The sequence below is a fragment of the Actinoplanes sp. NPDC004185 genome, from assembly GCF_053603475.1.
This window is the reverse complement of the sequence record NZ_JBSGFR010000003.1, coordinates 200,611-222,953: the sequence shown is the minus strand read 5'-3', so window position 1 is coordinate 222,953 and position 22,343 is coordinate 200,611. Positions and strand designations below refer to the sequence as shown.

At 72.9% G+C, this 22,343-nt stretch carries 20 protein-coding genes and 2 tRNA genes; 10 read left to right on the top strand and 12 right to left on the bottom strand.

The genetic code is table 11. The annotated features are described in order from the left end of the window. Positions 1-9: 9 nt before the first annotated feature. From ACWEOZ_RS05050 to ACWEOZ_RS05025, 6 genes are all read right to left on the bottom strand, one after another. Entirely contained in the window at positions 10-267 is a 258-nt protein-coding gene (locus tag ACWEOZ_RS05050) for a type B 50S ribosomal protein L31 (RefSeq protein WP_360542768.1), read from the bottom strand. A gap of 69 nt (positions 268-336) precedes the next feature. Then, complete coding sequence (locus ACWEOZ_RS05045) at positions 337-1,473, bottom strand: gala protein (protein WP_451909466.1); 1,137 nt, start codon at positions 1,471-1,473, stop codon at positions 337-339. Further along, positions 1,470-2,801 (bottom strand): SDR family NAD(P)-dependent oxidoreductase, encoded by a 1,332-nt coding sequence (locus ACWEOZ_RS05040; RefSeq protein WP_451909465.1) that lies wholly within the window; start codon positions 2,799-2,801, stop codon positions 1,470-1,472. Before ACWEOZ_RS05040 ends, ACWEOZ_RS05045 begins: the two co-directional genes overlap by 4 nt. A 23-nt stretch (positions 2,802-2,824) precedes the next feature. Beyond that, positions 2,825-2,897: transfer RNA gene (locus ACWEOZ_RS05035), tRNA-Glu, on the bottom strand. Positions 2,898-2,924: 27 nt separating this feature from the next. Next, entirely contained in the window at positions 2,925-4,454 is a 1,530-nt protein-coding gene (locus tag ACWEOZ_RS05030) for an ankyrin repeat domain-containing protein (protein ID WP_451909464.1), read from the bottom strand. Positions 4,455-4,491: 37 nt separating this feature from the next. Beyond that, positions 4,492-4,565 (bottom strand) — tRNA-Cys (locus ACWEOZ_RS05025). 249 nt (positions 4,566-4,814) lie between these two features. Between ACWEOZ_RS05025 and ACWEOZ_RS05020 the strand changes: the two genes are divergently transcribed. After that, positions 4,815-5,036, top strand: a complete 222-nt coding sequence (locus tag ACWEOZ_RS05020) for a hypothetical protein (RefSeq protein WP_451909463.1) — start codon at positions 4,815-4,817, stop codon at positions 5,034-5,036. Here ACWEOZ_RS05020 and zwf read toward each other — a convergent pair. Continuing rightward, positions 5,025-6,419: a glucose-6-phosphate dehydrogenase gene (gene zwf, locus ACWEOZ_RS05015; protein ID WP_451909462.1), complete on the bottom strand. Its 1,395-nt coding sequence runs from the start codon at positions 6,417-6,419 to the stop codon at positions 5,025-5,027. The two genes, ACWEOZ_RS05020 and zwf, sit on opposite strands and share 12 nt — an antisense overlap. 57 nt (positions 6,420-6,476) lie before the next feature. Between zwf and ACWEOZ_RS05010 the strand changes: the two genes are divergently transcribed. Next, a complete protein-coding gene (locus ACWEOZ_RS05010; protein ID WP_451909461.1) occupies positions 6,477-7,397 on the top strand; it encodes a hypothetical protein in 921 nt (306 codons plus the stop codon). A 75-nt stretch (positions 7,398-7,472) separates the two neighbouring features. On the opposite strand, the gene ACWEOZ_RS05005 is transcribed toward ACWEOZ_RS05010, so the two are convergent. Further along, complete coding sequence (locus ACWEOZ_RS05005) at positions 7,473-7,604, bottom strand: hypothetical protein (protein WP_451909460.1); 132 nt, start codon at positions 7,602-7,604, stop codon at positions 7,473-7,475. Positions 7,605-7,749: 145 nt separating this feature from the next. On the opposite strand from ACWEOZ_RS05005, the gene ACWEOZ_RS05000 reads away from it, so the two are divergent. The 6 genes from ACWEOZ_RS05000 to ACWEOZ_RS04975 all read left to right on the top strand — a co-directional run bounded on the left by ACWEOZ_RS05000 (position 7,750) and on the right by ACWEOZ_RS04975 (position 13,724). Then, positions 7,750-8,703 carry a GlxA family transcriptional regulator gene (locus tag ACWEOZ_RS05000; protein WP_451909459.1) on the top strand — a complete coding sequence of 318 codons (954 nt, stop codon included), beginning with the start codon at positions 7,750-7,752 and terminating at the stop codon, positions 8,701-8,703. 78 nt (positions 8,704-8,781) lie between these two features. After that, positions 8,782-9,087, top strand: coding sequence for a hypothetical protein (locus tag ACWEOZ_RS04995; protein WP_451909458.1), 306 nt, complete (start codon positions 8,782-8,784; stop codon positions 9,085-9,087). Continuing rightward, positions 9,084-10,070 (top strand): phosphotransferase, encoded by a 987-nt coding sequence (locus tag ACWEOZ_RS04990; RefSeq protein ID WP_451909457.1) that lies wholly within the window; start codon positions 9,084-9,086, stop codon positions 10,068-10,070. Before ACWEOZ_RS04995 ends, ACWEOZ_RS04990 begins: the two co-directional genes overlap by 4 nt. Before the next feature lie 83 nt (positions 10,071-10,153). Next, on the top strand, positions 10,154-10,834 hold the full coding sequence (locus ACWEOZ_RS04985; RefSeq protein ID WP_451909456.1) for an RNA polymerase sigma factor: 681 nt from the start codon (positions 10,154-10,156) through the stop codon (positions 10,832-10,834). After that, complete coding sequence (locus ACWEOZ_RS04980; protein ID WP_451909455.1) at positions 10,831-12,903, top strand: EAL domain-containing protein; 2,073 nt, start codon at positions 10,831-10,833, stop codon at positions 12,901-12,903. Before ACWEOZ_RS04985 ends, ACWEOZ_RS04980 begins: the two co-directional genes overlap by 4 nt. Positions 12,904-12,932: 29 nt before the next feature. Beyond that, positions 12,933-13,724 (top strand): SAM-dependent methyltransferase, encoded by a 792-nt coding sequence (locus tag ACWEOZ_RS04975; protein ID WP_451909454.1) that lies wholly within the window; start codon positions 12,933-12,935, stop codon positions 13,722-13,724. A 19-nt stretch (positions 13,725-13,743) separates the two neighbouring features. Here ACWEOZ_RS04975 and ACWEOZ_RS04970 read toward each other — a convergent pair whose 3' ends face one another. From ACWEOZ_RS04970 to ACWEOZ_RS04960, 3 genes are all read right to left on the bottom strand, one after another. Then, entirely contained in the window at positions 13,744-14,781 is a 1,038-nt protein-coding gene (locus ACWEOZ_RS04970) for an LLM class flavin-dependent oxidoreductase (protein ID WP_451909453.1), read from the bottom strand. 46 nt (positions 14,782-14,827) lie between these two features. Next, positions 14,828-17,059 carry a putative bifunctional diguanylate cyclase/phosphodiesterase gene (locus tag ACWEOZ_RS04965; protein WP_451909452.1) on the bottom strand — a complete coding sequence of 744 codons (2,232 nt, stop codon included), beginning with the start codon at positions 17,057-17,059 and terminating at the stop codon, positions 14,828-14,830. A 272-nt stretch (positions 17,060-17,331) separates the two neighbouring features. Further along, positions 17,332-19,446, bottom strand: coding sequence for an MMPL family transporter (locus tag ACWEOZ_RS04960; RefSeq protein ID WP_451909451.1), 2,115 nt, complete (start codon positions 19,444-19,446; stop codon positions 17,332-17,334). A 294-nt stretch (positions 19,447-19,740) separates the two neighbouring features. Between ACWEOZ_RS04960 and ACWEOZ_RS04955 the strand changes: the two genes are divergently transcribed. After that, complete coding sequence (locus ACWEOZ_RS04955) at positions 19,741-20,961, top strand: sensor histidine kinase (protein WP_451909450.1); 1,221 nt, start codon at positions 19,741-19,743, stop codon at positions 20,959-20,961. After that, positions 20,955-21,617 (top strand): response regulator, encoded by a 663-nt coding sequence (locus tag ACWEOZ_RS04950; protein WP_451909449.1) that lies wholly within the window; start codon positions 20,955-20,957, stop codon positions 21,615-21,617. Before ACWEOZ_RS04955 ends, ACWEOZ_RS04950 begins: the two co-directional genes overlap by 7 nt. A 21-nt stretch (positions 21,618-21,638) precedes the next feature. On the opposite strand, the gene ACWEOZ_RS04945 is transcribed toward ACWEOZ_RS04950, so the two are convergent. Beyond that, on the bottom strand, positions 21,639-22,316 hold the full coding sequence (locus ACWEOZ_RS04945; RefSeq protein WP_451909448.1) for a TetR/AcrR family transcriptional regulator: 678 nt from the start codon (positions 22,314-22,316) through the stop codon (positions 21,639-21,641). Positions 22,317-22,343 lie beyond the last annotated feature (27 nt).

Genomic DNA, 22,343 nt, shown 5'->3' with positions numbered 1-22,343 from the left:
GGTGACGGTCTACTTTCCGCCGCGGGCGCGGGCGTACTTGGCGCGGAACTTCTCGACCCGGCCGGCGGTGTCGAGCAGACGCTGCTTGCCGGTCCAGAACGGGTGGCTGCCGCTGGAGATGTCGACGTCGAGCACCGGGTAGGTCTGCCCGTCGCTCCACTCGACCGTCTTGTCACTGGTCGCCGTGGACCGGGTCAGGAACGAGTAGTCGGCGCTGCGGTCGCGGTAGACGACGTAACCGTACGCGGGGTGGATTCCGGTCTTCATATCTCAGTCCTCCAAGTGGATCCAGGTGGTAGAACGCAGGAGGACGCCGGTTATTCCATCCACCCCGGGCTATCGGTAGACGCTCGCGATCGCCCGGACATCGGCGTGCGGCACCGGTGCCGGCTGCCCCGCCAGCAGCTCCGCGGCCCTGCGCCGTTGCCGGCGCGGCACCCCGCCGTTGAGTCCGAGGTACGCCAGCGTCGGATGCCCCTGCACCGCCGCCACCAGCCGCCGGGCCCCGCGTCCGCCGATCTCCGTCCGCCGCAGGTCCAGCCGCTGCAGCCGGGCCCCGCCGAGGGCGTCGGCCAGCGCGTACGCGCCCTCGTCGCCGACCACGTTGCCGTGCGCGCCCAGGGACCGCTCCGACGGCGGCCGGGCCAGGTCCAGCGCCGTCCACGCGCTCAGGTGCCGGGCCAGCGCCACGGCCCCGGCCGGGCTCAGGCCGTTGCCGCCCAGCCCGAGGGTCAGCGCCACCCCGTCCGCGAGCCCGGCCAGCGCCGCCGCCCCGGCGTCACCGAGGTGGTTCGCGGCCAGGTAGATCTCGTGCACCCCGGCCTCGTGGATGAGCGTGCCCAGCACCGGCACGACGTCCGGCCCGAAGCCGTTGCCGCCGAGGTAGAGCCGCTGCAACCGGGCCGGGCGGGCGGCGAGCGCGGTGGCCAGCGTCCGCAGGCCGTGCCCGGTCATGCCGACGTTGACCAGGTCGAGCGTACGGATCGCCCGGTTGGTGGCCAGCGCGGCGGCCAGCCGGGCCACGCCGTCGTCGCCGACCGGGTTGCGTTTGAGCCAGAGTGCCCGCACGGTGTCGTCCTGAGCCAGCCGCGTGGCGATCGCGTCCACGCCGTCCGGGTCGATCCGGTTGCACCCGAGGTAGAGCGTCTCGACGTGGTGGCCGGGTCGCAGCGCGCCGGCGACCGCGCGGGCGCCGTCGGCACCCAGGCCGTTGGTGCCGAGCAGCAGGTGACGCACCAGCGGCGAGCCGACAGCCGCCGCGACGACCCGGGCCGCCTGCTCGGGGCCGAGGCCCTGCTTGCAGAGGTCGAGCCGGCCGTCGGGCTGGACCGTCCCGCGCGGGAACTCCTCGGCCTGCGCGACCGCCCCGGCGTCGGCCAGCCGGGCGAGCAGGGCAGTGAAGTCGCCGGGTTCGGCCAGACCGGCGCCGGGGTCGGTGATGGCCGGGCAGCGCACCGGGGTCGCGTCGCTCACCAGGGCACACTCCGGTAGTCCTTGAGGAACAGGCCGCTCACCGGCGCACCGCGCAGCCCGCGCACGATCGGGTCGTAGACCCGGGCGGCGCCGTCCACGACGTCGAGCGGCGGCCGGAAGCCGGCCTCCCGTACGGCCGCCTTGGCCGGGTGCGGGCGCTCGTCGGTGACCCAGCCGGTGTCCACGCTGTTCATGTGGATGCCGTCCCGCGCGTAGTCCGCGGCCACCGTGCGGACCAGCATGTTCAGCGACGCCTTGGCCATGTTGGTGTGCGGGTGCCGCACGGTCTTGCCCCGCCGCGAGAAGCTGCCCTCCATCGCCGACACCTGCACGACGTGCCGCTGCGGGTGCCGGGCGGCGGCCAGCAGCGGGCGCAGGCGCGAGGTCAGCAGGAACGGCGCGAACGCGTTCACGACGTGCACCTGGAGCCACTCGTGCGGGCTGACGTCGCCGTCGCGCAGCACCCACGAATTGACCGCGCGCAGGTCCAGCTGCTGGCCCGTCTCGTCGCGGTGCCCGGCCGGGAACAACGGGTCGCCGGTGGTCACCGGCACGCCCGGGTCGCCGGCGGTGATCGCGATGCGGGCGGCCGGTCCGGACAGTGCCGCGGTCTCGGCCTCGCGCACCTCACGGTGGTACGCCTCGGGCCGGTACAGCGTCTGCGCCGCGTTGTTGACCAGGATGTCCAATCCGGCGAAGCGCCGCCCGGCCAGCGCGACGAACTCCAGGGTGGCGTGCAGGTCCAGCAGGTCCAGCTCGTGCACGGACAGCCGGTGCCCCCAGGCGGCGAAGTCGGGCACGGCCGCGTACCGGCGGGCGGCGTCGCGGGGGAAGCGGGTCGTGACGATGACCTCGGCGCCGTCGCGCAGCAGCTTCAGCGCGGTGTGGAAGCCGATCTTCACCCGCCCGCCGGTGACGACAGCCGTACGCCCGGACAGGTCGCACCGGGCGTGCCGGCGCACCCTGTTCTCCTCCGCGCAGGGCGGGCAGAGCAGGTGATAGTCGGCGTCGACCTCCCGGTACGCCGTCTTGCACACGTAGCACCGGCGCTCGCGCCGCAGCGTGCCCGCCGGTATGGGCGCGGCCGGGGAAGGACCGGGCAGCTCCGGCGGGATCTCGGTGTGGAAGCGGGTGGCCGCGGCCAGCACGGCCCGGTCCGCGGCCCGGGTCTCCCCGTCGCGGCGCACCTTGGCGCGGCGCTTCACGTCACGGGCGGCCGAGGTCACGGCTCGTTCCAGCGTCAGCCGGGTGGCGTCGTCCAGGCCGGGGTCGTCGAGTCGCGCGAGCACGGAAAGGCACACGGCCAGCTCCGTACGGTCGACCGACACTGCGCCCTCCTCCGGCCCGGGGGCGAGACCGGCCGGAATCGAACCGGCGTCCCCCCGCTTGAGAGGCGGGTGCGTCGACCTCTGCGCTACGGCCTCGCCGCGCGGAAGCATAACCAACCGCCGCTATGCGCCGCGTACCTCGGCCAGCACCCGCGCCGGAGTGCGCCCACGCTGGTCGCGGGCCTCCGGGTCGGCGCCCGCCGCGATCAGGGCCGCCATCGTGGCCCCGGCGGACGACTCGGCCGCGGCGTGCAGAGCCGTACGCCCTTCGTGGTCGCGGTCCTCGAGCGACAGCCCCGTGCCCAGCAGCACCGGCAGCAGCCGATCGTGGTCCAGGTGGGCGAGCCAGTGCAGCAGGGTGCCGCCGCCCGGGCTGCGCAGGCCCGGGTCGAGACCGTCCGCCAGCCGCGCGAGCAGCCCGTCGGTGTCGCCGTGCAGGGCCAGGGCGAACAGCGCCTGCCGGTCCTTGCGAACGTCCTTGGGCATCGGCCGGACGCCGGTGCGCCAGCCCCGCACCGCGGCCGCGCAGCCGCTCATCGGCCCACCCGCGTCGGCGTCGCCGTGGTGCGGGGTGCGCAGGTGCCCGCCGGTGGCGACGACCGTGTGCCACTCGGTGCCGCAACGGACTTGGATCAGCTCCGGCACGTGCGGCACCTGGGCCCGCCACTGCTGAACGCGGTCCGGGAACAGCGCCTCGTGCACCAGCGGATGCAGCTCGTCCGGGCCGATGTCACCGAAGCGCAGCAGGCTCACCTCGGCCGGGGCCGGCACCTCGAACAGCCACGGACCGGAGGCGGCGCGGGAGTAGTCCTGCCGGCGCACGGTGAACCGCGAGACGTCGACCAGGCCGTACTGCGCCCGGAAGTGCTCCTGCTCGTACCGGCGGGCGAGCCGGAGCAGCTCGGCGCGGGCCACCGGCAGGGCCCGGCCCATCCGGGCCAGCAGCTGGGGGAGTGCGGGGCCGTAGGGCCGGGCCGGGGCCCGGTCGACGTCGAAGCCCGCCACCTCGAAGGCCTCGACCGGTCGCCGGGCGGCCAGCGCCGCGGCGATCCGCTCGAGCTCACCGGTGCGGTCCGCCGCCTGCTCCGGGGGCGTCACGGTGCCCTGGGGGTACGGGGACCCGTCGGTGAAATGCCACGGCAGCCGGTCCGGGCCGGCGCCGTACACCCAGCGCCGGTCGGCCACGGCATCGGCGCGCCACGTCCATTCCGGCAGGTCGTGGAAGTGGGCGGGCAACTTGTGCACCACCCGCAGCGTGACGGCCTGCCGGACGACCTCCCAGCTGCGCGGATGGGTGGCGACCAGCACCGGGCCGTGCTTGCGGTTGCCTTCCCGGGCCCCGCGGCACGGCTCGTCGGAGCGGGACAGCACCACCGTGGCCCGGGGCACCAGCCGGCCCTCCGAGCGGGGCAGGAACCGGCGCAGCAGGTCGGGCGCGAAACCGGTCAGCTCGGCCTCGATCCGCTCGGCGTGCGCGGCGCCGTAGGACGACGCCACCGCCCGCAGGTCGAGATCCACCTCGACGAGCGCGGCCGCGCAGGCTCCCCGCCAGTCGCCGGCGAGCCGCCGCTCGGTGGCCGCGGCGATCATCGCGGGCGGCGCGCACAGGTTCAGCTCACGCCGGTACCGCAGGCGTTCCCGTCGCCGCTCCACCCCGACCCCTCCCGTCACCGGACACCCCCGCCGGAGGTGGCGGACCGGCCGGAATCGAACCGGCGTCCTCCGCATGTGCAGTGCGGCGCGACGACCTCTGCGCTACGGCCCGCCGCCGCAGGACTCTAGCGGCACCCCGGCCACACTGTCCGCCCGCATCTGATCACCTCCCGGGAAGCGGCGGCGCGAGGACGAGTACCGGCTCGCCGCCGAGCTGTTCGCCTCGCCCCTGCCGGTGTTGGTCTGCCCCGGCAACCATGACGTGCGCGACGCGTACCGCAAGGGTCTGCTGGGGATCGCCGAGGGCGGCACCGCCCCGATCAACAGCCGGCACGACGTGGCCGGAGCGGCCTTTCTGCTGTGCGACTGCAGCATTCCGGGCGGCCGACGAGGGCCGGCTCGACCACGATAGCCTGGCTCGCCGGGCAGCTCGCTACCTCGCCGCGGTGCTCGGCTTTCTCGCCGTGGTCGCTCCGATCAGCCCGCCTGCTGCGCACCGACCGGGACCGGCGGGTGATCAACCGGGTCGGCGGCGTGATCCTCGTGGCGCTCGGCATCCGCTCGGCGGCCTCACTGGCCTGACAGCCACCGGTACGGCGCCGCCAGCTTCTTGGCCGCCGCCGGGCCCCACGAGCCCTGCGGGTACTTCGCCAGCCGGGGTGGCGCGTCCAGGATCGGCTGCACCGCGCGCCACGCCGCCGACAGTCCGTCCGGGCGGGTGAACAGCGACCGGTCCCCGAGCAGCACGTCGTGGATCAGCCGCACGTACGGCGGCAGCGGCTCGGCGTCCGGCAGCTCGGCCAGCGGCAGCTTGATCGTCGCCGACTCGACCTGCAGCTCGACGCCCGGCTTCTTGGCCAGCAGCCGCAGCTCGATCTGCCCGTCGCCGGACAGCGAGAAGGTCAGCGCGTTCGCCTGGGCCGGCAGCCCCGCGAGCGGCCGGTCCGGGGTCCGCAGCACGATGGTGACGCGCTGCTCGCTGGCGGCCATCCGCTTGCCGGTGCGCAGCAGGAACGGCACGCCCTTCCAGCGTGCGTTGTCGATCCACAGCTTCGCGGCGACGAAGGTGTCCGTCTTCGACTTGGGGTCGATGCCCTTGACGGCGCGGTAGCCGTCGAACTGGCCCAGCACCACCTCTGCCGGGTCCAGCGGCCGGAACGAGCGGATCACCCGTTCCCGGGCGGACTGCAGGTCGGCCGGGCCGAGACTGGCCGGCGGCTCCATGGCAACCTCGGCGGCGACCTGGAACAGATGGGTGACGAGCATGTCGAGCACCGCGCCGGTCGCGTCGTAGAAGCCGGCCCGGTCGTCGATCCCGAGATCCTCGGGCACGTCGATCTGCACGCTCTCGATGTGCTCGCGGTTCCACATCGCCGCGAACAGCTCGTTGGCGAAGCGCAGCACGTGCAGGTTCTGCGTGGCTTCCTTGCCCAGGAAGTGATCGATCCGGTAGACCTGCGACTCGTCCAGCACGCTGTGCACGATCCGGTTGAGCGACCGGAAATTGCGGGGTGACGTGCCGAACGGCTTCTCGAAGACCACCCGCGCCCCCTTGGCCAGGCCGTGCCGGCCGAGCGCCCGGGTCAGCTCGGCAAAGGTCTGCGGCGGCACGGCCAGGTAGTGCACGAGCTCCGCCTGGGGGCCCAGCTTCTTGCGGGCGCCGTCGATCACGTCGAGCAGGCTGCCGGGGGAGTCGGTGCTGAAGCCGCCGCCGGCGAACAGCAGCCGCTGCTCGAACTCGCGCCACGGGCCCTTGTCCGGGTGCGGTCCGAACTCGGCCAGCACGTCGTGCACGTGCTTGCGGAAGTCCTCGTGGGCGACGTCGCCGCGCCCGTTGCCCACCAGCACCCAGTCGGCGGGCAGCAGACCCTCGATGGCCAGGGTGTAGAAGGCGGGCAGCACCATCCGCTTCGCCAGGTCACCGGTGGCCCCGAACAGTACGAACACGGTCTTCTTCGTCGCCATGCCCCCAGCATTCACCGTTCGCGGGGCCGGTTAACCGCGGATGGGCGTACCGCGGGTGTGACGCCGGACGCGCGCGCACGATGTGCCGAAAAAAGTCACCGATATTTTGAACCGGTTGAATTCGCCGAAGATCTGAACCCGATCGCTGTTCGGTCGCGTACTTGCTGCCGGAACGACATTGATGTCCGACGACGAGGAGTGGTGATGAGACTGCGACAGCGACGACGCATCGGGACCGGCCGGACCGGGGTCAACCGTAAGGCGATCGGCGGCGCGGTCATCGCTGGTGTGCTGGTGGTGGGCGGTGTCTCCGGTCTGCAGCTCGCCTCGGCGGGTGAGCAGGCGCAGGCGTCGGAGATCGTGGTGGTCGACGGCCAGAACTTCGACATCGCGGGCTGCGAGAAATTGGAAATCAACGCGGGCGCCGTTGTCTGTGACGGTGAACCATTGGCGCCGGAGCAGGAGATCGGTGCCGCCGAGGCGGCCGCCGCATCGGCGCAGGCGCTCGAGGCCGCATGCGATCAGTTCGCGATCGATCAGGCCGCCGCGGATTCCGAAGCCGCCGGCGCCGCCGAGGAAGGCGCGGAAGAGGGCGCCGCCGGTGACGAGGCCGCTCCCGCGAAGATGTCCAAGAAGGCCAAGAAGGCCGTGGCCAAGAAGTACGCCAAGCGCATGGGCGCCGACAAGGCCGCGGGCAAGAAGGCCGCGGGCAAGAAGAAGGGTGCCGCTGCCGAGGAAGGCGCCGCTGAAGAGGGCGCTGCCGGTGCCGAGGAGCTCGACGCCGCTGTCACGGACGCGCGCGCCGGCCTGCTGGTCGCCTGCCTGGACCTCTCCGCCGCCAAGGCCGCCGCGGGCGAGGCCGCCGGTGACGCCGGCGCCGGCGAGGAAGCCGGTGCCGGGGACGAGGCCGGTGCCGGGGACGAGGCCGCGGACGAGGCCGGCGCTGCCGACGAGCAGGGCGCAGTCAAGAAGAAGTAGTCGCCGAGCACCAGAACGGCACCGGCCTGTCCCGCACTCATCCGCGGGACGGGCCGGTGCCGTGCTCACCCGAGGTCAAAATCTGTCCGGCGTACGCACGCCGTCGGCGGTGGGCTTCCAGTCGCCGCTGTCCCGGCTGTCGAAGGTCAGCCCGGCACCCGAGGCGATGGCGATGGCGATGAAGAAGAGGAGGACGGCGATTCCCATGATGTTCACACCCTTATTCCGGCGGTTCGTCTGCCGGTGCGCACCGGGTTGCTTGTTACCAGCATGGACCGGCGCCGAAGCCCCGGACAGTGGCAGAGATGCCATACATCTTCAAAATCCTGCCAGTGCGCCGTAGGCTGTCCGCATGTTGCGCAGTGTCGCCGTGATCGCCCTTCCCGACGTGGCCGTCTTCGAGCTCGGCGTGCTCTGTGAGCTCTTCGGCTACGACCGCACCGCCGAGGGACTGCCGAGCTACGAGTTCGCCGTCTGCAGTGTCGACGGCGCTCCGGTCCGTACCCATGCCGGCTTCTCCATCTCGCCCGCCCACGACCTCGGCCCGACCGACCGGGCCGACCTGGTCGCGGTCGTGCCCGGCAACGGCGTCACGGAACCGCCGGCGGCCGTCCTAGACGCCCTGCGCCGCGCCCACGCCCGCGGCGCCTGGGTGATGAGCGTCTGCACCGGCGCGTTCGCGCTCGGTGCGGCCGGGCTGCTCGACGACCGCCGCTGCACCACCCACTGGCGCCACGCCGACGCCCTGGCCGCCCGCTTCCCGCGGGCCAAGGTCGACCCGGACGTGCTCTACGTGGCCGACGGCAACGTGATCACCAGCGCCGGCACGGCCTCGGCGGTCGACTGCGGACTGCACCTGATCCGCGAGGAGCAGGGCTCGGCGGTGGCCACCCAGCTCGCCCGCCGGATGGTCGTGCCGCCGCACCGCGACGGCGGCCAGGCCCAGTTCATCGAGACGCCGGTGCAGCCGATCGAGTGCGAGACGCTGCAGCCGCTGCTCACCCACGTGCTGGAGACCCTGGACCAACCGCACACGGTGGACACCCTGGCCGCGCTGGCGCACATGGCGCCGCGCACCTTCGCCCGCAAGTTCCGGGCCGAGACCGGCGCGACCCCCCACGACTGGCTCACCGGCCAGCGCGTGCTGCTGGCCCGCCGCCTGCTGGAGGAGTCCGACCTGGGCATCGACACGATCGCCGTGCGGGCCGGCTTCGGCAGCGCCGCGACGCTGCGGCACCACTTCGGACACCGGCTGGACACGACCCCGCAGGCCTACCGGTCGATGTTCCGCACCCGCACCCACTGACCCGCCGCCGGCGCCGGCCGTGGTGGCGGCCGGGACGATGATCGGCACTCGATACCATGAGCCCCGCATCGGAGGTGCATGGTGACGGACGCGACGCGGTCGCTGCGGTGGTACGGCGGGCTGGCCGTGCTCTTCTTCGGCATCGGGCCGGCGGTGATGCTCACGCTGCTCGTCGTGCAGGGCCGGACCCCCGGCTCGGTCGGCGTGCTGCTGATCTTCGGCATTCCGCTGGTGCTGCTCGCCCTGGTCATCGCCGGGCTCGGGCTGACCGGCGCCGACCCCGAGCTGACCAGCCGCCGGATGCACCTGGCCATGGCCCTGGTGGCCGGCGCCGACGTGCTCATGCTCGGGGGCAACGCGATCATCCGGATGATCGCCGAGTGATCTTCCGGCGGGCCCTGCCGCTCGGGCCCGCGCTGCGGGACCGGCTGGGCCGGCCGCGCCGGGTGCGGACCATCGCCAGCAGCCCGCGGTCGCGGGTCTGGCGCGCTGAGTTCGCCGGTACGCCCGCAGTGGTCAAGCAGATCGTCGGAGGCGCCGACGCGGCCCGCCGCTTCGACCGGGAGCTGACCGCCCTGCGCCTGGCCGGGGCCGCCCGCCCGGCCGTCGTGCCCGAGGTGCTCGCCGCCGACCCGCAGCGGCGGGTGCTGGTGCTCGAGCAGCTCACCGAAGTGCCCGACGGCGAGCCCTGGGCGATCCGGTACGCCACCGCACTGGCCCGCCTGCACGCCCTCAGCCCCGGTGAGCTGCCCGCCGACACCGGGCCCGCCCCGCGCGACGTCCGGGCGTTCCTCGACCTGGCCCGCGCGCTGGGCGTGACCGTCCCGGCGGGCGCCGACGACGAGCTGGATGCCCTGCTCGAGCGCCTGCGGGCGGCCGGAACCGCGGCGCTGCTGCACGGCGATCCCTGCCCCGGCAACGAGATCACGACCGCCGGCGGCATCCGCTTCATCGACCTCGAGGGCGCTGCCGCCGGAGCCGGGATCAACGAGCTCGCGTACCTGCGGATCGGCTTCCCGACCTGCTGGTGCGTGCGCTCCATACCGGCACCGCTGCTGCTGGCCGCCGAGCAGGCGTACCTGGAGACCTGGCGGTCGCTGTGCGGCGGTGACCCGCCCGGCGACCTCGCCGACGCCTGCCTGGGCTGGGTCGTGCAGGGTGACGCGCTGGTCGAACGGGCCGAGCGGCGCGGCACCGACCACTTCGCCCGGATGCTGCGCGCGGACTGGCGGTGGGGAACCATGACCGCGCGCGAACGGGTCACGTACCGGCTCGGGGTGGTGGCCGCCGCGGCCGACGGGCGGGCCGACCTGGCCGGCACCGTACGGCTCTGCCTCGCGATGCGGGAGGCCCTCGCCCGCCGCTGAAAAGAATCTTGATCGTCGATGTCACGCCGACCGGCTCCCACGGACCTAACTAGGTGGGAGTTCAACGGCGAACGGAGACATCGGTGCCCGACGCGCACGGCACGCACGACACACCCGACGTGGAGCGTGCGAAGGCGCCACCGCCTGTTCCCCATGCGCCACCCGCCGAGGAGATCGAGGAGTTCTTCCGGCGCTACTGGGCGGGCCTCGTGCGCAGCCTGCTGCGGGAGGGCGCTGACCGCTGGGAGGCCCAGGACGCCGTTGCCGAGGCGATCCGGGAGGCGCTGCGTCGCTGGTCGGAGCTGACCCACCCGGTCGCCTGGGTGCGCACCGCGGCCCGGTCACACTGGCTCCGACAGCGACGCAGCGCCGGGCGGGGCGACGTCGAGGTGCTGGTCGCCGACGTCGGCGAGCTGGGCACCGGCCGGGCCGACCCCGAGCTGGTGGCCTACGAGCTGCAGGAGTGGTTCGAGGGGGTGCTGGCCCAGCTGCCGCCGGCCCGGCGCGAGGCGTTGGAGCTGTCGGCCGAGGGGCTGACGCCGACCGAGATCGCCCGGCAGGTGGGCAAGACGCCGGAGGCGGTCCGCACGGCGCTGAAACTGGGTCGTAAGCAGGCGGTGGCCATGTGGCAGGCGGCACCATCGCAGCGCGGGCGGACGGCTGAGCCCGGCGCCGAGCCGCAGGCCGGCTCCTCGCCCGAGCCCGTGTCCGAGCCCGAGCCCGAGCCCGTGTCCAAGCCTGAGTCCGAGGGAGGCCGGTCATGACGCCGCACGACGATCCGTTCCCGCCGGACGAGGGTGGCCTGACCCACGCGATGATGATCGCCGCGCTCAACCAGATCCTCACCGAGTGCGGCTACGACCCGGTGCCCGAGGAGGACGAGCCCACCGCGGCTGACGCGCCCGCTGACCGGCTGATCGAGGACGCCCGCCACCGCGCCGACGGCATTGTCGCGGCCGCGCTCGAGACCGCGGTGCAGTACACGGATGCCGCCCTCGATCAGGCCGCGCGCACTGTGCTCAGCGCTCGCCGTACCCTCGCTCCGCTGCCGGCCGCCGCCGGACCGCTGGAGCCGGCGCGGCAGCCGGTCCCCGGCACCCGCGGCCAGAGCCTGGGCGACATGTGGTTCGCCGCGGCGGCGGCCGCGGGGGTCTACCTGCCGATCGCCGAGGACGCCGCGACGCGCACGCTCGAGGCGTACGCGGATTGTCTGCGGGCCGCCACCCAGGCGAGCCCGCCGGATCTCGACGCGGCCTACCAGGTCGGCGTGGAGGTCGTCGCCCTCGGGGTCAGCCGGCCCGAGGCGCTGCCGGCCAGCATGACCCTGCTGCTCGACCACCTCAGCGACGGCGACACCGTGCGGGCCCCGGCCCGCCAGGTCGCCGGTACGTTCGCCGCCGGATTCGCCGCCGCGCTGCAGGCCCGCACGCTGGCCCAGCAGGAGTCGCTGCACCGGGCCACCCAGCGCGCCGCCCGCGAGTTCCAGTCGGCCCTGCAGCACAGCGAGGCCCGCTACCACCGGCTCGCCTACTACGACCCGGTGACCGGCCTGGCCAACAAGGCGTGTCTCGTGCAGCGCCTGCGGCAGTCCGCCAACGGTGACGACCCCGACCGGCACGTCGGCCTCTGCCTCATCGACCTGGGCGGGCTGGCCGCGGTCGGCGAGCAGTTCGGGGCCGACGCCGGCGATCACGTGCTCACCGAGGTGGCCCGCCGCCTGCAGCGCGTCGCCCGGCACCCGGACTATCTACTGGCCCGGCACAGTGCGCACACGTTCGTGCTGCTGGTCCACGACAGCGGCGGCCTCGCCCATCTCGCCGAGCTGGCCGAGCGGCTGACCCGGGAGCTGGCCGGGCCGGCCTCGCTGCCCGGCACCGGGCTGACCGCCCCCCTGCACGCCGCGGTCGGGGTCGTCGACGTGCCGACCGCGGGGCTCGACGTCACCCGAGTCCTGGTCGACGCCGAGATCGCCCTGCGCCAGGCCCGGGCCGGCACCACCGGCTGGGCCGCGTACGACCCGCAGCCCGCCGGTCCGGGCCCGGCCCGCGCCGACACCGGGGTCTCCGGGCTCGTCACCGGGCCGCCGTCGTACCAGCCGATGGTGCAGCTGGGCAGCGGGCGCGTCGCCGGGCTGCACGCGCGGATGACCTGGCGGCACCCGCACCTGGGCATCCTCGATCTGACCCGGATCGGGCAGCTCACCGGCGACCGCGACACCACGACCCGGCTCGCCCGCAGCTTCCTCGCGCAGGCCTGCCGGCAGGCGATGAGCTGGGACGGGGGCCGCCAGGGCCCGTTCATCGGCCTGGAGCTGCCGGTGCACCAGATCGGCTACCCGGACATCGTTGACCTGGTGCGGGAGGCGCTGGCCGGCAGCGGCCTGCCACCCCGGCGGCTGCACCTGCACCTGTCGGGGCTCGACGCCGTACCGGCCGGCGAGCACAGCCACACCGTGCTGACCGCGCTGGCGGCGCTCGGTGTCCGGCTTCAGCTGGACGACTTCGGCACCGGGTCCAGCAGCCTGCCGTACCTGCGGGAGCTTCCGCTGCACGGCCTGCGGTCGCCGGCGAGCGTGCTGCGGTCCCCGGCCACCGGCCCCGACGCCGACCGTGACCTGCTGTCCGGGATGGCCCGGGTCGCGCACGCGCTCGGTCTCACCCTGACCGTGTACGGCGTGGACGACGAGGGCGTCCAGGCCCGCCTGGCCGGGACAGGTGTGGACGGCGCCCAGGGGCTGCGTTTCGGCCCGCCCACGACCCCGCACCAGGTGCCCGCACTGCTGCGCGGGCCCGCCCGGCTGGTGACCGTCGCGGACCGGCGCGTGGCCTCGTGACCGACCACAGTGGAGTAGGGTTCCTCGGCATGGGGAACGCGGACGCGGACTATTCCAGCCGGCCCAGCAGCGCCCGGATCTACGACGCCCTGCTCGGCGGCAGCCACAACTTCGCCGCCGACCGTGAGGCGGCCAAGCGGCTGCTGGCGATGATCCCCGCGGCGGGCGAGATGGCCCGGGCCAACCGCGCGTTCCTCAACCGGGCCGTGCAGTTCATGCTCGACGCCGGCGTGCGGCAGTTCCTCGACATCGGCAGCGGCATCCCGACGGTCGGCAACGTGCACGAGATCGCCCAGCGCCGCGTCGAGGACGCCCGGGTGGTCTACATCGACATCGACCCGGTCGCGGTCGCGCACGCGGGCGAGATCCTGCGCGACAACCGGTTCGCCGCCGCGGTGCAGGCCGACATGCGGTTCCCCGAGGCGATCCTCGACCACCCGAGCGTGCGCCGGCTGCTCGACCTGGAGCAGCCGATCGGGCTGCTGCTGGTCGCCATGCTGCACTTCGTGCCGGACGACGACGCTTATCCGGCGGTCGAGCGGCTGCTCGCCGGCCTGCCACCGGGGTCGTACGTGGCCATCTCGCACGGAGTCTCGGAGACCCCGGCCGACGCGGCAGTGGACGGGGTCGCCGACCTGTACCGCCGGACGGACGTGTCGACGGCGACGGGCCGCAGCCGGTCGCAGATCATGCGGTTCTTCGGTGACACGGAGCTGGTGCCGCCCGGACTGGTCTGGGTGCACGAATGGCCGGCCGGGCCGCAGGGCGACGGCGACCCGGGCGACATGGCGGTGGTCGCCGCGATCGGCCGGAAGCCCTGAACGGACCCGGGCACCCCGGTCAGACCTCGTTCTCCAGCAGCTCCCGCACCCGGGGAATGACCTCGGTCCCGTAGAGGTGGATCGCCGTCATCATGTCCTCGTGCGGCAGCGTCCCGGCCGAGTACTTCAGGTCGAACCGCTGCACCTCCAGCACACCCACCGTCCGGGCGATCTTGCGCGCCACGGTCTCCGGTGAGCCGACGTGCCAGGCCCCCTCGGCGATGTCCGCCTCGAAGCGTTCCCGGGTCAGCGGCGGCCACCCCCGCTCGGCCCCGATCCGGGTGATCGACGCCCGGGCGTGCGGCCACAGCGTCTCGACCGCCTCCTCGTCGGTGGCCGCGATGAAGCCCGGCGCGTGCACGGCGATCGGCAGCGGCTCGCGTTCGTACTGGTCGAGCGCCCGGTGGTACAGCTCGACGTACGGTGCGAAGCGGGCCGGGTCGCCGCCGATGATGGCCAGGACCAGCGGGAAGCCGTACCGGGCGGCGCGGACCACCGATTCCGGGCTGCCGCCGACGCCGACCCAGGTGGGGATCCGCCCGGCTGCTGTCTTCGGGTAGACCTGCTGGCCGTCCAGCGGCGGGCGGACCGTGCCGGCCCAGGTCACCGGTTCCTCGCGGAGCAGTTCGGCCATCAGGCCGGCCTTCTCGGCGAAGAGCCGGTCGTAGTCGTTCAGGTCGTAGCCGAACAGCGGGAACGACTCGGTGAACGAGCCGCGGCCCAGGGTGATCTCGGCCCGGCCGTTCGACACCGCGTCGAGGGTGGCGAACCGTTCGTAGACACGGACCGGGTCGTCGGAGCTGAGCACCGTGACCGCGGTGCCGAGGCGGATGCGCCGGGTGCGGGCGGCGATGGCCGCCAGCACGATCTCCGGGGCCGACACCGCGAAGTCGTCACGGTGGTGTTCGCCGAGCCCGAACGCGTCCACCCCGACCTCGTCGGCCAGCACCGCCTGCTCGACGACGTTGCGGATGACCTGCGCATACGGCAGCGGTTCGCCGTCCGGGCCGACGGTGACGTCGCCGAACGTGTCCAGTCCGAACTCCACGGGCAGCATGTGTCGATCATGCCTCACCGCTGCCGGCGGGCAGCGTGACCCTCGGCTACGCCGCCTCGAGACTGAGCGCGCGGGGCCGGACCAGCATGGCGTGCATGTCGTCCGGGGTGAGCGGCCGGCTGAAGTAGTAGCCCTGGATCGCCGGGCAGTCGGCCGTGCGCAGCGCGTCCCAGTCCGCGAGGTCCTCCACGCCCTCGGCGACCACGGACATGCCCAGCGACCGGGCCAGCCACAGCACGGCCGAGATGATCGACGCCTTGCGCGGGTCGCCGGCCAGTCCGGCCACGAATGAGCGGTCCAGCTTGACGATGTCCGCCGGCACGGACTGCAGCCAGGTCAGTGAGCTGTAGCCGGTGCCGAAGTCGTCCAGGGCGATCCGTACGCCCAGCGCCTTGAGCGCGTGCAGCCGGTCCTGCAGGTCCACGGAGTTGGACAGCAGGGCCGTCTCGGTGATCTCCAGTACCAGCCGCGCCGGGTCGTCCAGGCCGCTCGCGGCGAGCAGGCCGGCCAGCATCGGCACGAAGCCGGGCTCGGACAGCTGCCGCGGGCTCACGTTGACCGACACGTAGCCCAGGTCGTCGCCCCACCGGTGCAGGTGGCGCAGGGCCTGGGCCAGCACGTGCTCGCCGAGCGGGATGACCAGTCCGGTCTCCTCGGCGGCGGCGATGAAGTGCCCGGGGGCGAGCAGCTCACCCTCGGTGGTCCACATCCGCACCAGCGCCTCGGCGCCGACGATCAGCCCGGTGGAGGGCGACACGATCGGCTGGAACCACACCGGTAGAGTCGCCTCGCGCCGGCCGTCCAGAGCCTGCCGCAGGCGGGACTCGGCGGTGATGCGCTGCTGCACCGCCACCCGCATGTCGTCGTTGAACAGCTCGAGGCGGTTGCCGCCGGCCCGCTTGGCCGCGTACATCGCGGTGTCGGCGGCCAGCTCGGCCTGCTCGGCCTGGCGCGGCCCGTGCGCGACGGCCAGGCCGATGCTCAGCGCGATCTGCAGCCGGGCGCCGGCGACCGGGAGCGGCTCGGCCAGTGCGGCCAGTACGGCCCGGCCCACGCGTACGCCGGTCTCCTGCGGACCGGGCAGCGCCACCACGAACTCGTCACCGCCCAGCCGGGCCACCAGGGAGCCGGCCGGCACCGTCCGCGTCACCCGGTCGGCCAGGGCGCGCAGCACGTCGTCGCCGGCCGAGTGCCCGGACCCGTCGTTGATCGTCTTGAAGCGGTCCACGTCGAGGTAGAGCACCGAGGCGGGGGCGGCGTCGGCGCTGAGCATGGCCAGCAGGTCGACCTCGAAGGCGGCCCGGGACAGCAGCCCGGTCAGGGAGTCCTGGCGTACCTGGCGGCGCAGCGCGGCCTCGTGCTCCTGCTGCCGGGTGACGTCCATGCAGTGCACGAAGATCAGCCGGAGCTTGCCGTGGCGGTCGCGCAGCCCGTTGCTGTGCACCTCCACGTGCATGACGGAACCGTCGTCGTGCCGCCGGTACGCCGTCGTGAACGTCACGGGATCCGTCGCCCGCACCAGCGCCTCGAAGACCCCGGCCTCGGCGGGATCCACCGCGGTCATCGGCAGATCCGCCACCCCGAAGCCCGGCGGCAGCTCCGCCGGCAGCCCCAGCCAGGACCGGTACGCCGAGTTGGTGCGCAGCAGCCGCCCGTCGGGCGCGAGCATCGCCATCGGTACCGGCGTCTCGTCGAAGGCGACGCTGAGCTGTGCCCGGCTCTCGGCCAGGTTGTCCTCGGCCCGCCGCTCCTCGGCCTCGGTCAGGCCCCAGGCGACCACCTGGAACGCCGCCGCCAGCAGCACCGCGAGCCCGTGCAGCAGCGCCCAGGCGAACGGGTGCAACTCGGCGCTGCGGTGGTCGTACGTGTGCTCGCTGACAATCGTGCCGAAGACGGCGTGGTGCAGGGTGGTGCCGACCAAAAAGGCGCCGAACGGCGCCCAGTCGCGGTACAACGCCAGCGCGGCCACGGCGATGAAGAAGCTGAAGTGCGACTCGGTGAGCCCGTCGGACATGGCGACGAAACCGGCGCAGGCGACGGTGAAGCCGGTCGCGACCGAGATCGAGGGCAGCCGGCGCGCGGGCAGCAGGACCGCGCCGACGACGCACGGCAGGATCAGCAGGACGGACACCAGCCAGTCCGCGTCCAGCCCGCCCCGGGCCGCGCCGAACACGGTCAGGCCGGGCACGGTCGAGGCGAGCAGCATGGTCAACAGCCGGTGGCGACGAGCCCAGTCCTCGTCGCGCAAGCCGCCGCCGGTCGGCAGCCAACCGCGCATGGTCGAACTCCTGTCTCGTCAACCGTCCGGGTCCTGATCGGCGGTCTGCGAGCGGGCATGAGTGATCGGCCGTGCGGGCGGCGTATCCGGTGAACGCGGAGGCGATCATGATCGGCGCGGGAGTCGCCCTTCCGGCGGTATCAGGACGAAACCGGGGCATCGTGTGCTTCCCGCCCCGGCCATCAGCGGCGCGAGGCGGACGGGGCCGCCCCGCTCTGTCGTCGGGGGAGGACAAAGCGGGGCGGGGCATCACCGGCGCGACAGGAGTTTGTTCACACCTGTCTTTCCCGGGCCAGTTCCGGTGGCGGGGCCGGCGAGCGGCGGTCGTCGCCGTCCTCCGGGAGAGCCGGCCCTCGGGGCTTGACTCCTCGTGGCCACCAGGCGGCTCGGCCGGCGAGCGCTGTGATGGCCGGGGTGAAGAACATGGCCATCACGAAGGCGGACAGGAACATGCCGAATGCCAGCGCGAATCCGATGCCCGCCAGGATGTCGTTGCCGGCCAGCATGAGCACCGCGAACGAGCCGCCCAGGATGATGCCGGCAGCCGCGATGGTGGGCCCGCTGCGGCGTAGTGCCTCGGCTGCCGCCGCCCGGGGGGAGAGGCCGTTTTCGGTCTCCTCCCGAAGCCGGGAGATCATCAGGATGTTGTAGTCCGTGCCGACGGCCACGACGAACATGTACATGATCATGGGCACGATGAAGAACAACCCCTGGTCGCTGCGTACCTGCTGGAAGACCAGGACGGTGGCACCCAGCGTCGCGCCGAATCCCAGCGCCACCGACACCATCAGGAACCAGGGGGCCACCAGGCTGCGCAGGAGCAGTCCCAGGATGAGCATGATGATCAGCGCCGCGACGGGGAAGACGATGCGGTAATCCCGTTTCATCGCCGTGTCGAGGTCGGCGTAGATCGCGGTGGCCCCGCCGACCAGGACCTCCGTGCCCGGTGGCGCGGCCGCGTGCACGGCCCGGCGCAGCGGACCCTGGACCGCCTCGACCGCCTTCTGGGACGACGGATCCCAGCCGAGGGTGACCGAGAAGTGGGCCGCGGACTTGTCGGCGTTGAGCTCCGCCGGCTCCACCTCGCCGACGCCGTCGATGCTCGCGAGCTTCTCCTGGAAGCCGGTGAGCTGGGCCTCGGTCAGCGGGGTGCCGGAACCGCTGTGCACGTAGACGTCGGTGGGGCTGGTCGCACCTGGTGGCAGATCGCTCTCCAGGCGTTCGAGTCCCTGCCTCGACTCGGTGTCGGCGGGCAGCGAACCGGTTGCCAGGTCGAACGCCGGCCGGTAATTGACCGCGGGGATGGCCAGAGCGACCAGTGCCAGCCCGGCGACGGCAGCGAACACTGCGGGACGCCGGCCCAGGGCCGCACCGAGGCGGCTGAAGGTGCGTCCCTTCGGCTCGTGCTGCCAGGCCCGGCTCGGCCAGAAGATCTTGGTACCCAGAAGGCCGATGATCGCCGGCACCAGAGTCAGGCTGGCCAGGAGCGTGACTGTGACCGCGATGGCGAGCGACGGCCCCATGGCCCGGAACAGGGTGAGGGAGGACAGGGAGAGCGCGAGGAGGGCGAACAACACCACGGCAGCGGCGGAGGCCACGGCTTCGCCTGCCCGGCCGACCGCATGGATCGCGGCCTCTCGGGGATCGAGGCCGTTGCGCAACCCCTCGCGATGCCGGAACAACAGGAACAGGATGTAGTCGGTACCGATGCCGAACAGCACGATGATGCGTAACTGACTCAACGTCGGGTCGGTGGTCAGGTCCAGGGCGCGTACTGCCCAGTTGATCAGACCGTCGGCCACCGTCGAGACGAGCAGAATGAGGACGACGGGGAGGAACGCGACGATCGGGCTCCGGAAGACGAGCAGCAGGAAGATCAGGATCAGGCCGATGGTGGTCAGCGTGACGATCGCGTCCGCCGTGCTCGACGAGTCCTCCTGATCGGAGGCGGACGGGATCGACCCGGTGAACCGGACGTCGAGCCCCGCCGGTCGCAGCAGGTCCCGCGTCTGGGTTCGGAGCTTCTTGTACGCGTCGTTCAGCGCATCTGTGTTGGACCCGTTGTCGTCGGGCATCTGCACCAGGATGGTCTGCACCCGTTGATGAGGCGACGGCGGCGCTCCGACGACCTGCTCGACCTGCGGCAGCTTCAACTGTTGCAACCGGGTCGCCACCCCGGAGACTGCGGTCGAATCGGCCTCGGTGAGCGGCGCGCCGTCGGAGCGCTGCACCACCGCGATCGCCGACGGGTTGAAGACGTCGGGAAACGCCCGGTCCTGCAGCTCGATCGCCTTGACGGATTCGTAGTGGCGCGGCAGGAAGTCGGCGTTGCTGCTGGTGGTCGTCAGTTTCGGGGCCCATGCGACGATCGCGATGGTCGCGAGCACCCAGCAGATCATCACGCGCCACGGATGGTGGACGACCATCCGACCGATTCGGGTGAACATCGCAGATCTCGCTTTCCGGGTTCGGTACCGGGGGAGGTTCCGCACGGGAGTGCTGGAGTCATCCCACCGGAGCGCGCCGGGGCGTCGACAGCCGAGAAAGTGGTCAGCGGAGCCTACGAAAGTAGGTACCTCGCCGTGGCCGGGGCGACTTTCGTCGTGGTTCCGGGTCGGCGGCCCCGCCGGCGCCCCGGACGGCTGGTCGCCCTGCGGCGGAGCCCCTAGGGTGGAGCTGTGATGGACGCGATCGGTGCGTCGCGGCGGAAGACGATCTCCGATGTGCTGAGTGTGCTGGCGTCGATCGTCATCGGGTCGGTGATGATGTCCCTTCCCGAGCCGATCCTGCGGCCGTACGGCGGGCTGACCGTCGTGATGCTCTCGGCGCTCTCCCTCTCCCTGCTGCTGCGCCGACGTGTACCGGTGGCGCTGGCCTGGCTCAACGTCGCGGTGGTCGCGGCGGTGCTCGTCGCGGAGCTGGTCTCGCCGGGCGTGCTCATCCCGCCGAACCTCAGCCCGAGCTTCCTGCCGTGGGTGCCGCCGTTCACCCCGTTCGTCGTGTACGCGCTGGTGGTCTACGCCGGGCGCCGGATGGCAGCCTGGCCGCCCGCGATCCTCCTGCTTCTCCTCGCGACCCGGCCGTGGGCGGGGCCGTCCGAGCACATCACCCAGGGCCTGGTGCTGATCGCCGGGCCGGCGTTGCTGGGTATGTACGTCAGTGCCCGGCGGCGGCTCATCCAGAGTTTGGTCGAGCGGGCCGAACGCGTGGAGCGCGAGCAGGTGCTGCGCGAGCGGCAGGCCCGCGCCGACGAGCGCACCCGGTTGGCGGCCGAGATGCACAACGTGGTCACACACCGGGTCAGCCTGATGGTTCTGCAAGCCGGGACGCTGAGTCTCACGGCGCGGGAGGAACACGTGCGCGCCGGGGCGGAGGATCTGCGGGAGACCGGTTGCCTGGCGCTGGCCGAGTTGCGGGATCTCGTCGGCCTCCTGCGCATGGCGTCGCCGTCCGCGGGCGAGCCGGTCGCCGCACAACCCGAGCAGGCGCCCGCGCCGCCGTTGGAGCCGCTGCTCGCCGAGTCCGAATCGGTGGGTGTGCCGATCGAGCTCATCCAGGAGGGGGATCCGACGCGGGCGTCCCCGGTCGTGGGGCGGGCTGTCTACCGTGTGGTGCAGGAGGCGCTGACCAATGTCCGCAAACACGCGCCCGGTGCCCCGGTTCAGGTCCGACTGTCCTACACCACCCAGGATGTGCACGTGAGCGTGTCCAATGCCGAGCCGAGCCATTCCTGCGACAGCGCCCTGGTCGAGGCGGGTTCGGGCACCGGGCTGCTGGGTCTGCGCCAGCGCGTCGAGCTGCTCGGCGGCACGTTCAGCGCGGGCCCGAGGGACCGCGGTTTCCACGTGGATGCGCTGCTCCCGGCCCATCTGCTGACCGGTGAGACCGCACCGACGTGGTGAGCCGGCAGTCCACCCGCGTCCTCGTGGTCGACGACGACCCGATGGTCTGTGCCCACCTTCGCATGCTTCTCGAGGCGCAGGACGACATCGAGGTGGTGGATCAGGTCTACGACGGCGCCGCGGCGGTCGAGGCGGTGATCCGCCACCGGCCGGACATCGTGCTGATGGACCTGCGCATGCCCGGCATGGACGGGCTCGCCGCGATCGAGCGGATCAGTGCCATGCGCGAGCCGCCGGTGGTCGTCGTCCTCACGACGTTCGACGCCGACCACTATGTGATCCAGGCGTTGCGTGCCGGTGCGGCCGGCTTCCTGCTGAAGACGACACCACCGCAGGACCTGGTCCACCTGGTCAGGATCGCGGTGCGCGGTCACACCGTGCTGTCGCCGGTGGCGACCCAGGGCCTGCTGTCCTCGGCGCAGGCCCGGCAGACGGCCGACGCCGACCGGACGGCCCTGGTCCGCGGGCTGACCGAGCGGGAGGAGCAGGTGCTGACTCTGCTGGGCGACGGGTTGCCGAATGCCGCCATCGCCGCGCGGTTGTTCCTCACCGAGGCGACGGTGAAGGGCTATGTCTCCCGGATCCTGGTCAAGCTGGGCTGTGACAATCGCGCCCAGGCCGCGATCGTGGCCAGGGACGCCGGGATGGGCTCCTAGAACGCACCCGGCGGTGCCGGCCTAGCCGGCGAGGGGCGCTTCGGACCGTGGGCGCACCGGCCGGTGCGCCCGCACGATCAGGTCGGCTGCTTCGTGTGCGATGGTCTTGCACTCCGCGGCCGACAGCGTGCGCGTCCCGTGCAGGGAGCGCACCCGCCCCTCGGTGGCGACCAGGTGGACGAACTGGCGGGCGGCGCGCTCGGGGGAGGGCACGACCAGCTCCTGCCGGCGGTCCAGATCGGCCAGGAAGGCCGCGATGGTGGCGACGGTCTCCTGGGAGCCCTCACCGTCGCGCCATCCCTGTTGCAGCTCGGGGTGGTGGGCGATCTCGGCGATCGTCAGGCGGTGCAGCGCCGCGACGTTGGGCTCCAGGACCGCACGCAGCAGGTGCTCGGCGACCGTGGTGAGGGCGCTGAGCGCGTCCTGGTCGGCGCTGACGAGGTCGGGACGGTCGGCCGCCGGTTGGGGCCGGCCGGAGCGGCGGGCAGCCTCGACCGCCTGGAGGAAGAGCTGTTCCTTGTTGCCGAAGTGACCGTAGACGGTCTGCTTCCCGACGCCTGCCGCGGCGGCGATCGTGTCCACACTGGTCCGCGAGTAGCCGTCGCGCAGGAACACGGCGATCGCCGCCGAGAGGATCGCCTGGTGTTTCGCCGGCGAGCGGCGTGAGGCTGTGTCCGTGCTGGGGTCTTTCCCGTCCATGGGTTCACGATACCCAGTCGGGCGGGT

What these genes read in the sequence shown, in the direction of transcription:
- ACWEOZ_RS05050 (WP_360542768.1), bottom strand. Translation starts at nt 267, where the DNA reads ATGAAGACCGGAATCCACCCCGCGTACGGTTACGTCGTCTACCGCGAC.
- zwf (WP_451909462.1), bottom strand. Translation starts at nt 6,419, where the DNA reads ATGGCGACGAAGAAGACCGTGTTCGTACTGTTCGGGGCCACCGGTGAC.
- ACWEOZ_RS05005 (WP_451909460.1), bottom strand. Translation starts at nt 7,604, where the DNA reads ATGGGAATCGCCGTCCTCCTCTTCTTCATCGCCATCGCCATCGCCTCG.
- ACWEOZ_RS05000 (WP_451909459.1), top strand. Translation starts at nt 7,750, where the DNA reads ATGTTGCGCAGTGTCGCCGTGATCGCCCTTCCCGACGTGGCCGTCTTC.
- ACWEOZ_RS04995 (WP_451909458.1), top strand. Translation starts at nt 8,782, where the DNA reads ATGGTGACGGACGCGACGCGGTCGCTGCGGTGGTACGGCGGGCTGGCC.
- ACWEOZ_RS04980 (WP_451909455.1), top strand. Translation starts at nt 10,831, where the DNA reads ATGACGCCGCACGACGATCCGTTCCCGCCGGACGAGGGTGGCCTGACC.
- ACWEOZ_RS04975 (WP_451909454.1), top strand. Translation starts at nt 12,933, where the DNA reads ATGGGGAACGCGGACGCGGACTATTCCAGCCGGCCCAGCAGCGCCCGG.
- ACWEOZ_RS04970 (WP_451909453.1), bottom strand. Translation starts at nt 14,781, where the DNA reads ATGCTGCCCGTGGAGTTCGGACTGGACACGTTCGGCGACGTCACCGTC.
- ACWEOZ_RS04965 (WP_451909452.1), bottom strand. Translation starts at nt 17,059, where the DNA reads ATGCGCGGTTGGCTGCCGACCGGCGGCGGCTTGCGCGACGAGGACTGG.
- ACWEOZ_RS04955 (WP_451909450.1), top strand. Translation starts at nt 19,741, where the DNA reads ATGGACGCGATCGGTGCGTCGCGGCGGAAGACGATCTCCGATGTGCTG.
- ACWEOZ_RS04945 (WP_451909448.1), bottom strand. Translation starts at nt 22,316, where the DNA reads ATGGACGGGAAAGACCCCAGCACGGACACAGCCTCACGCCGCTCGCCG.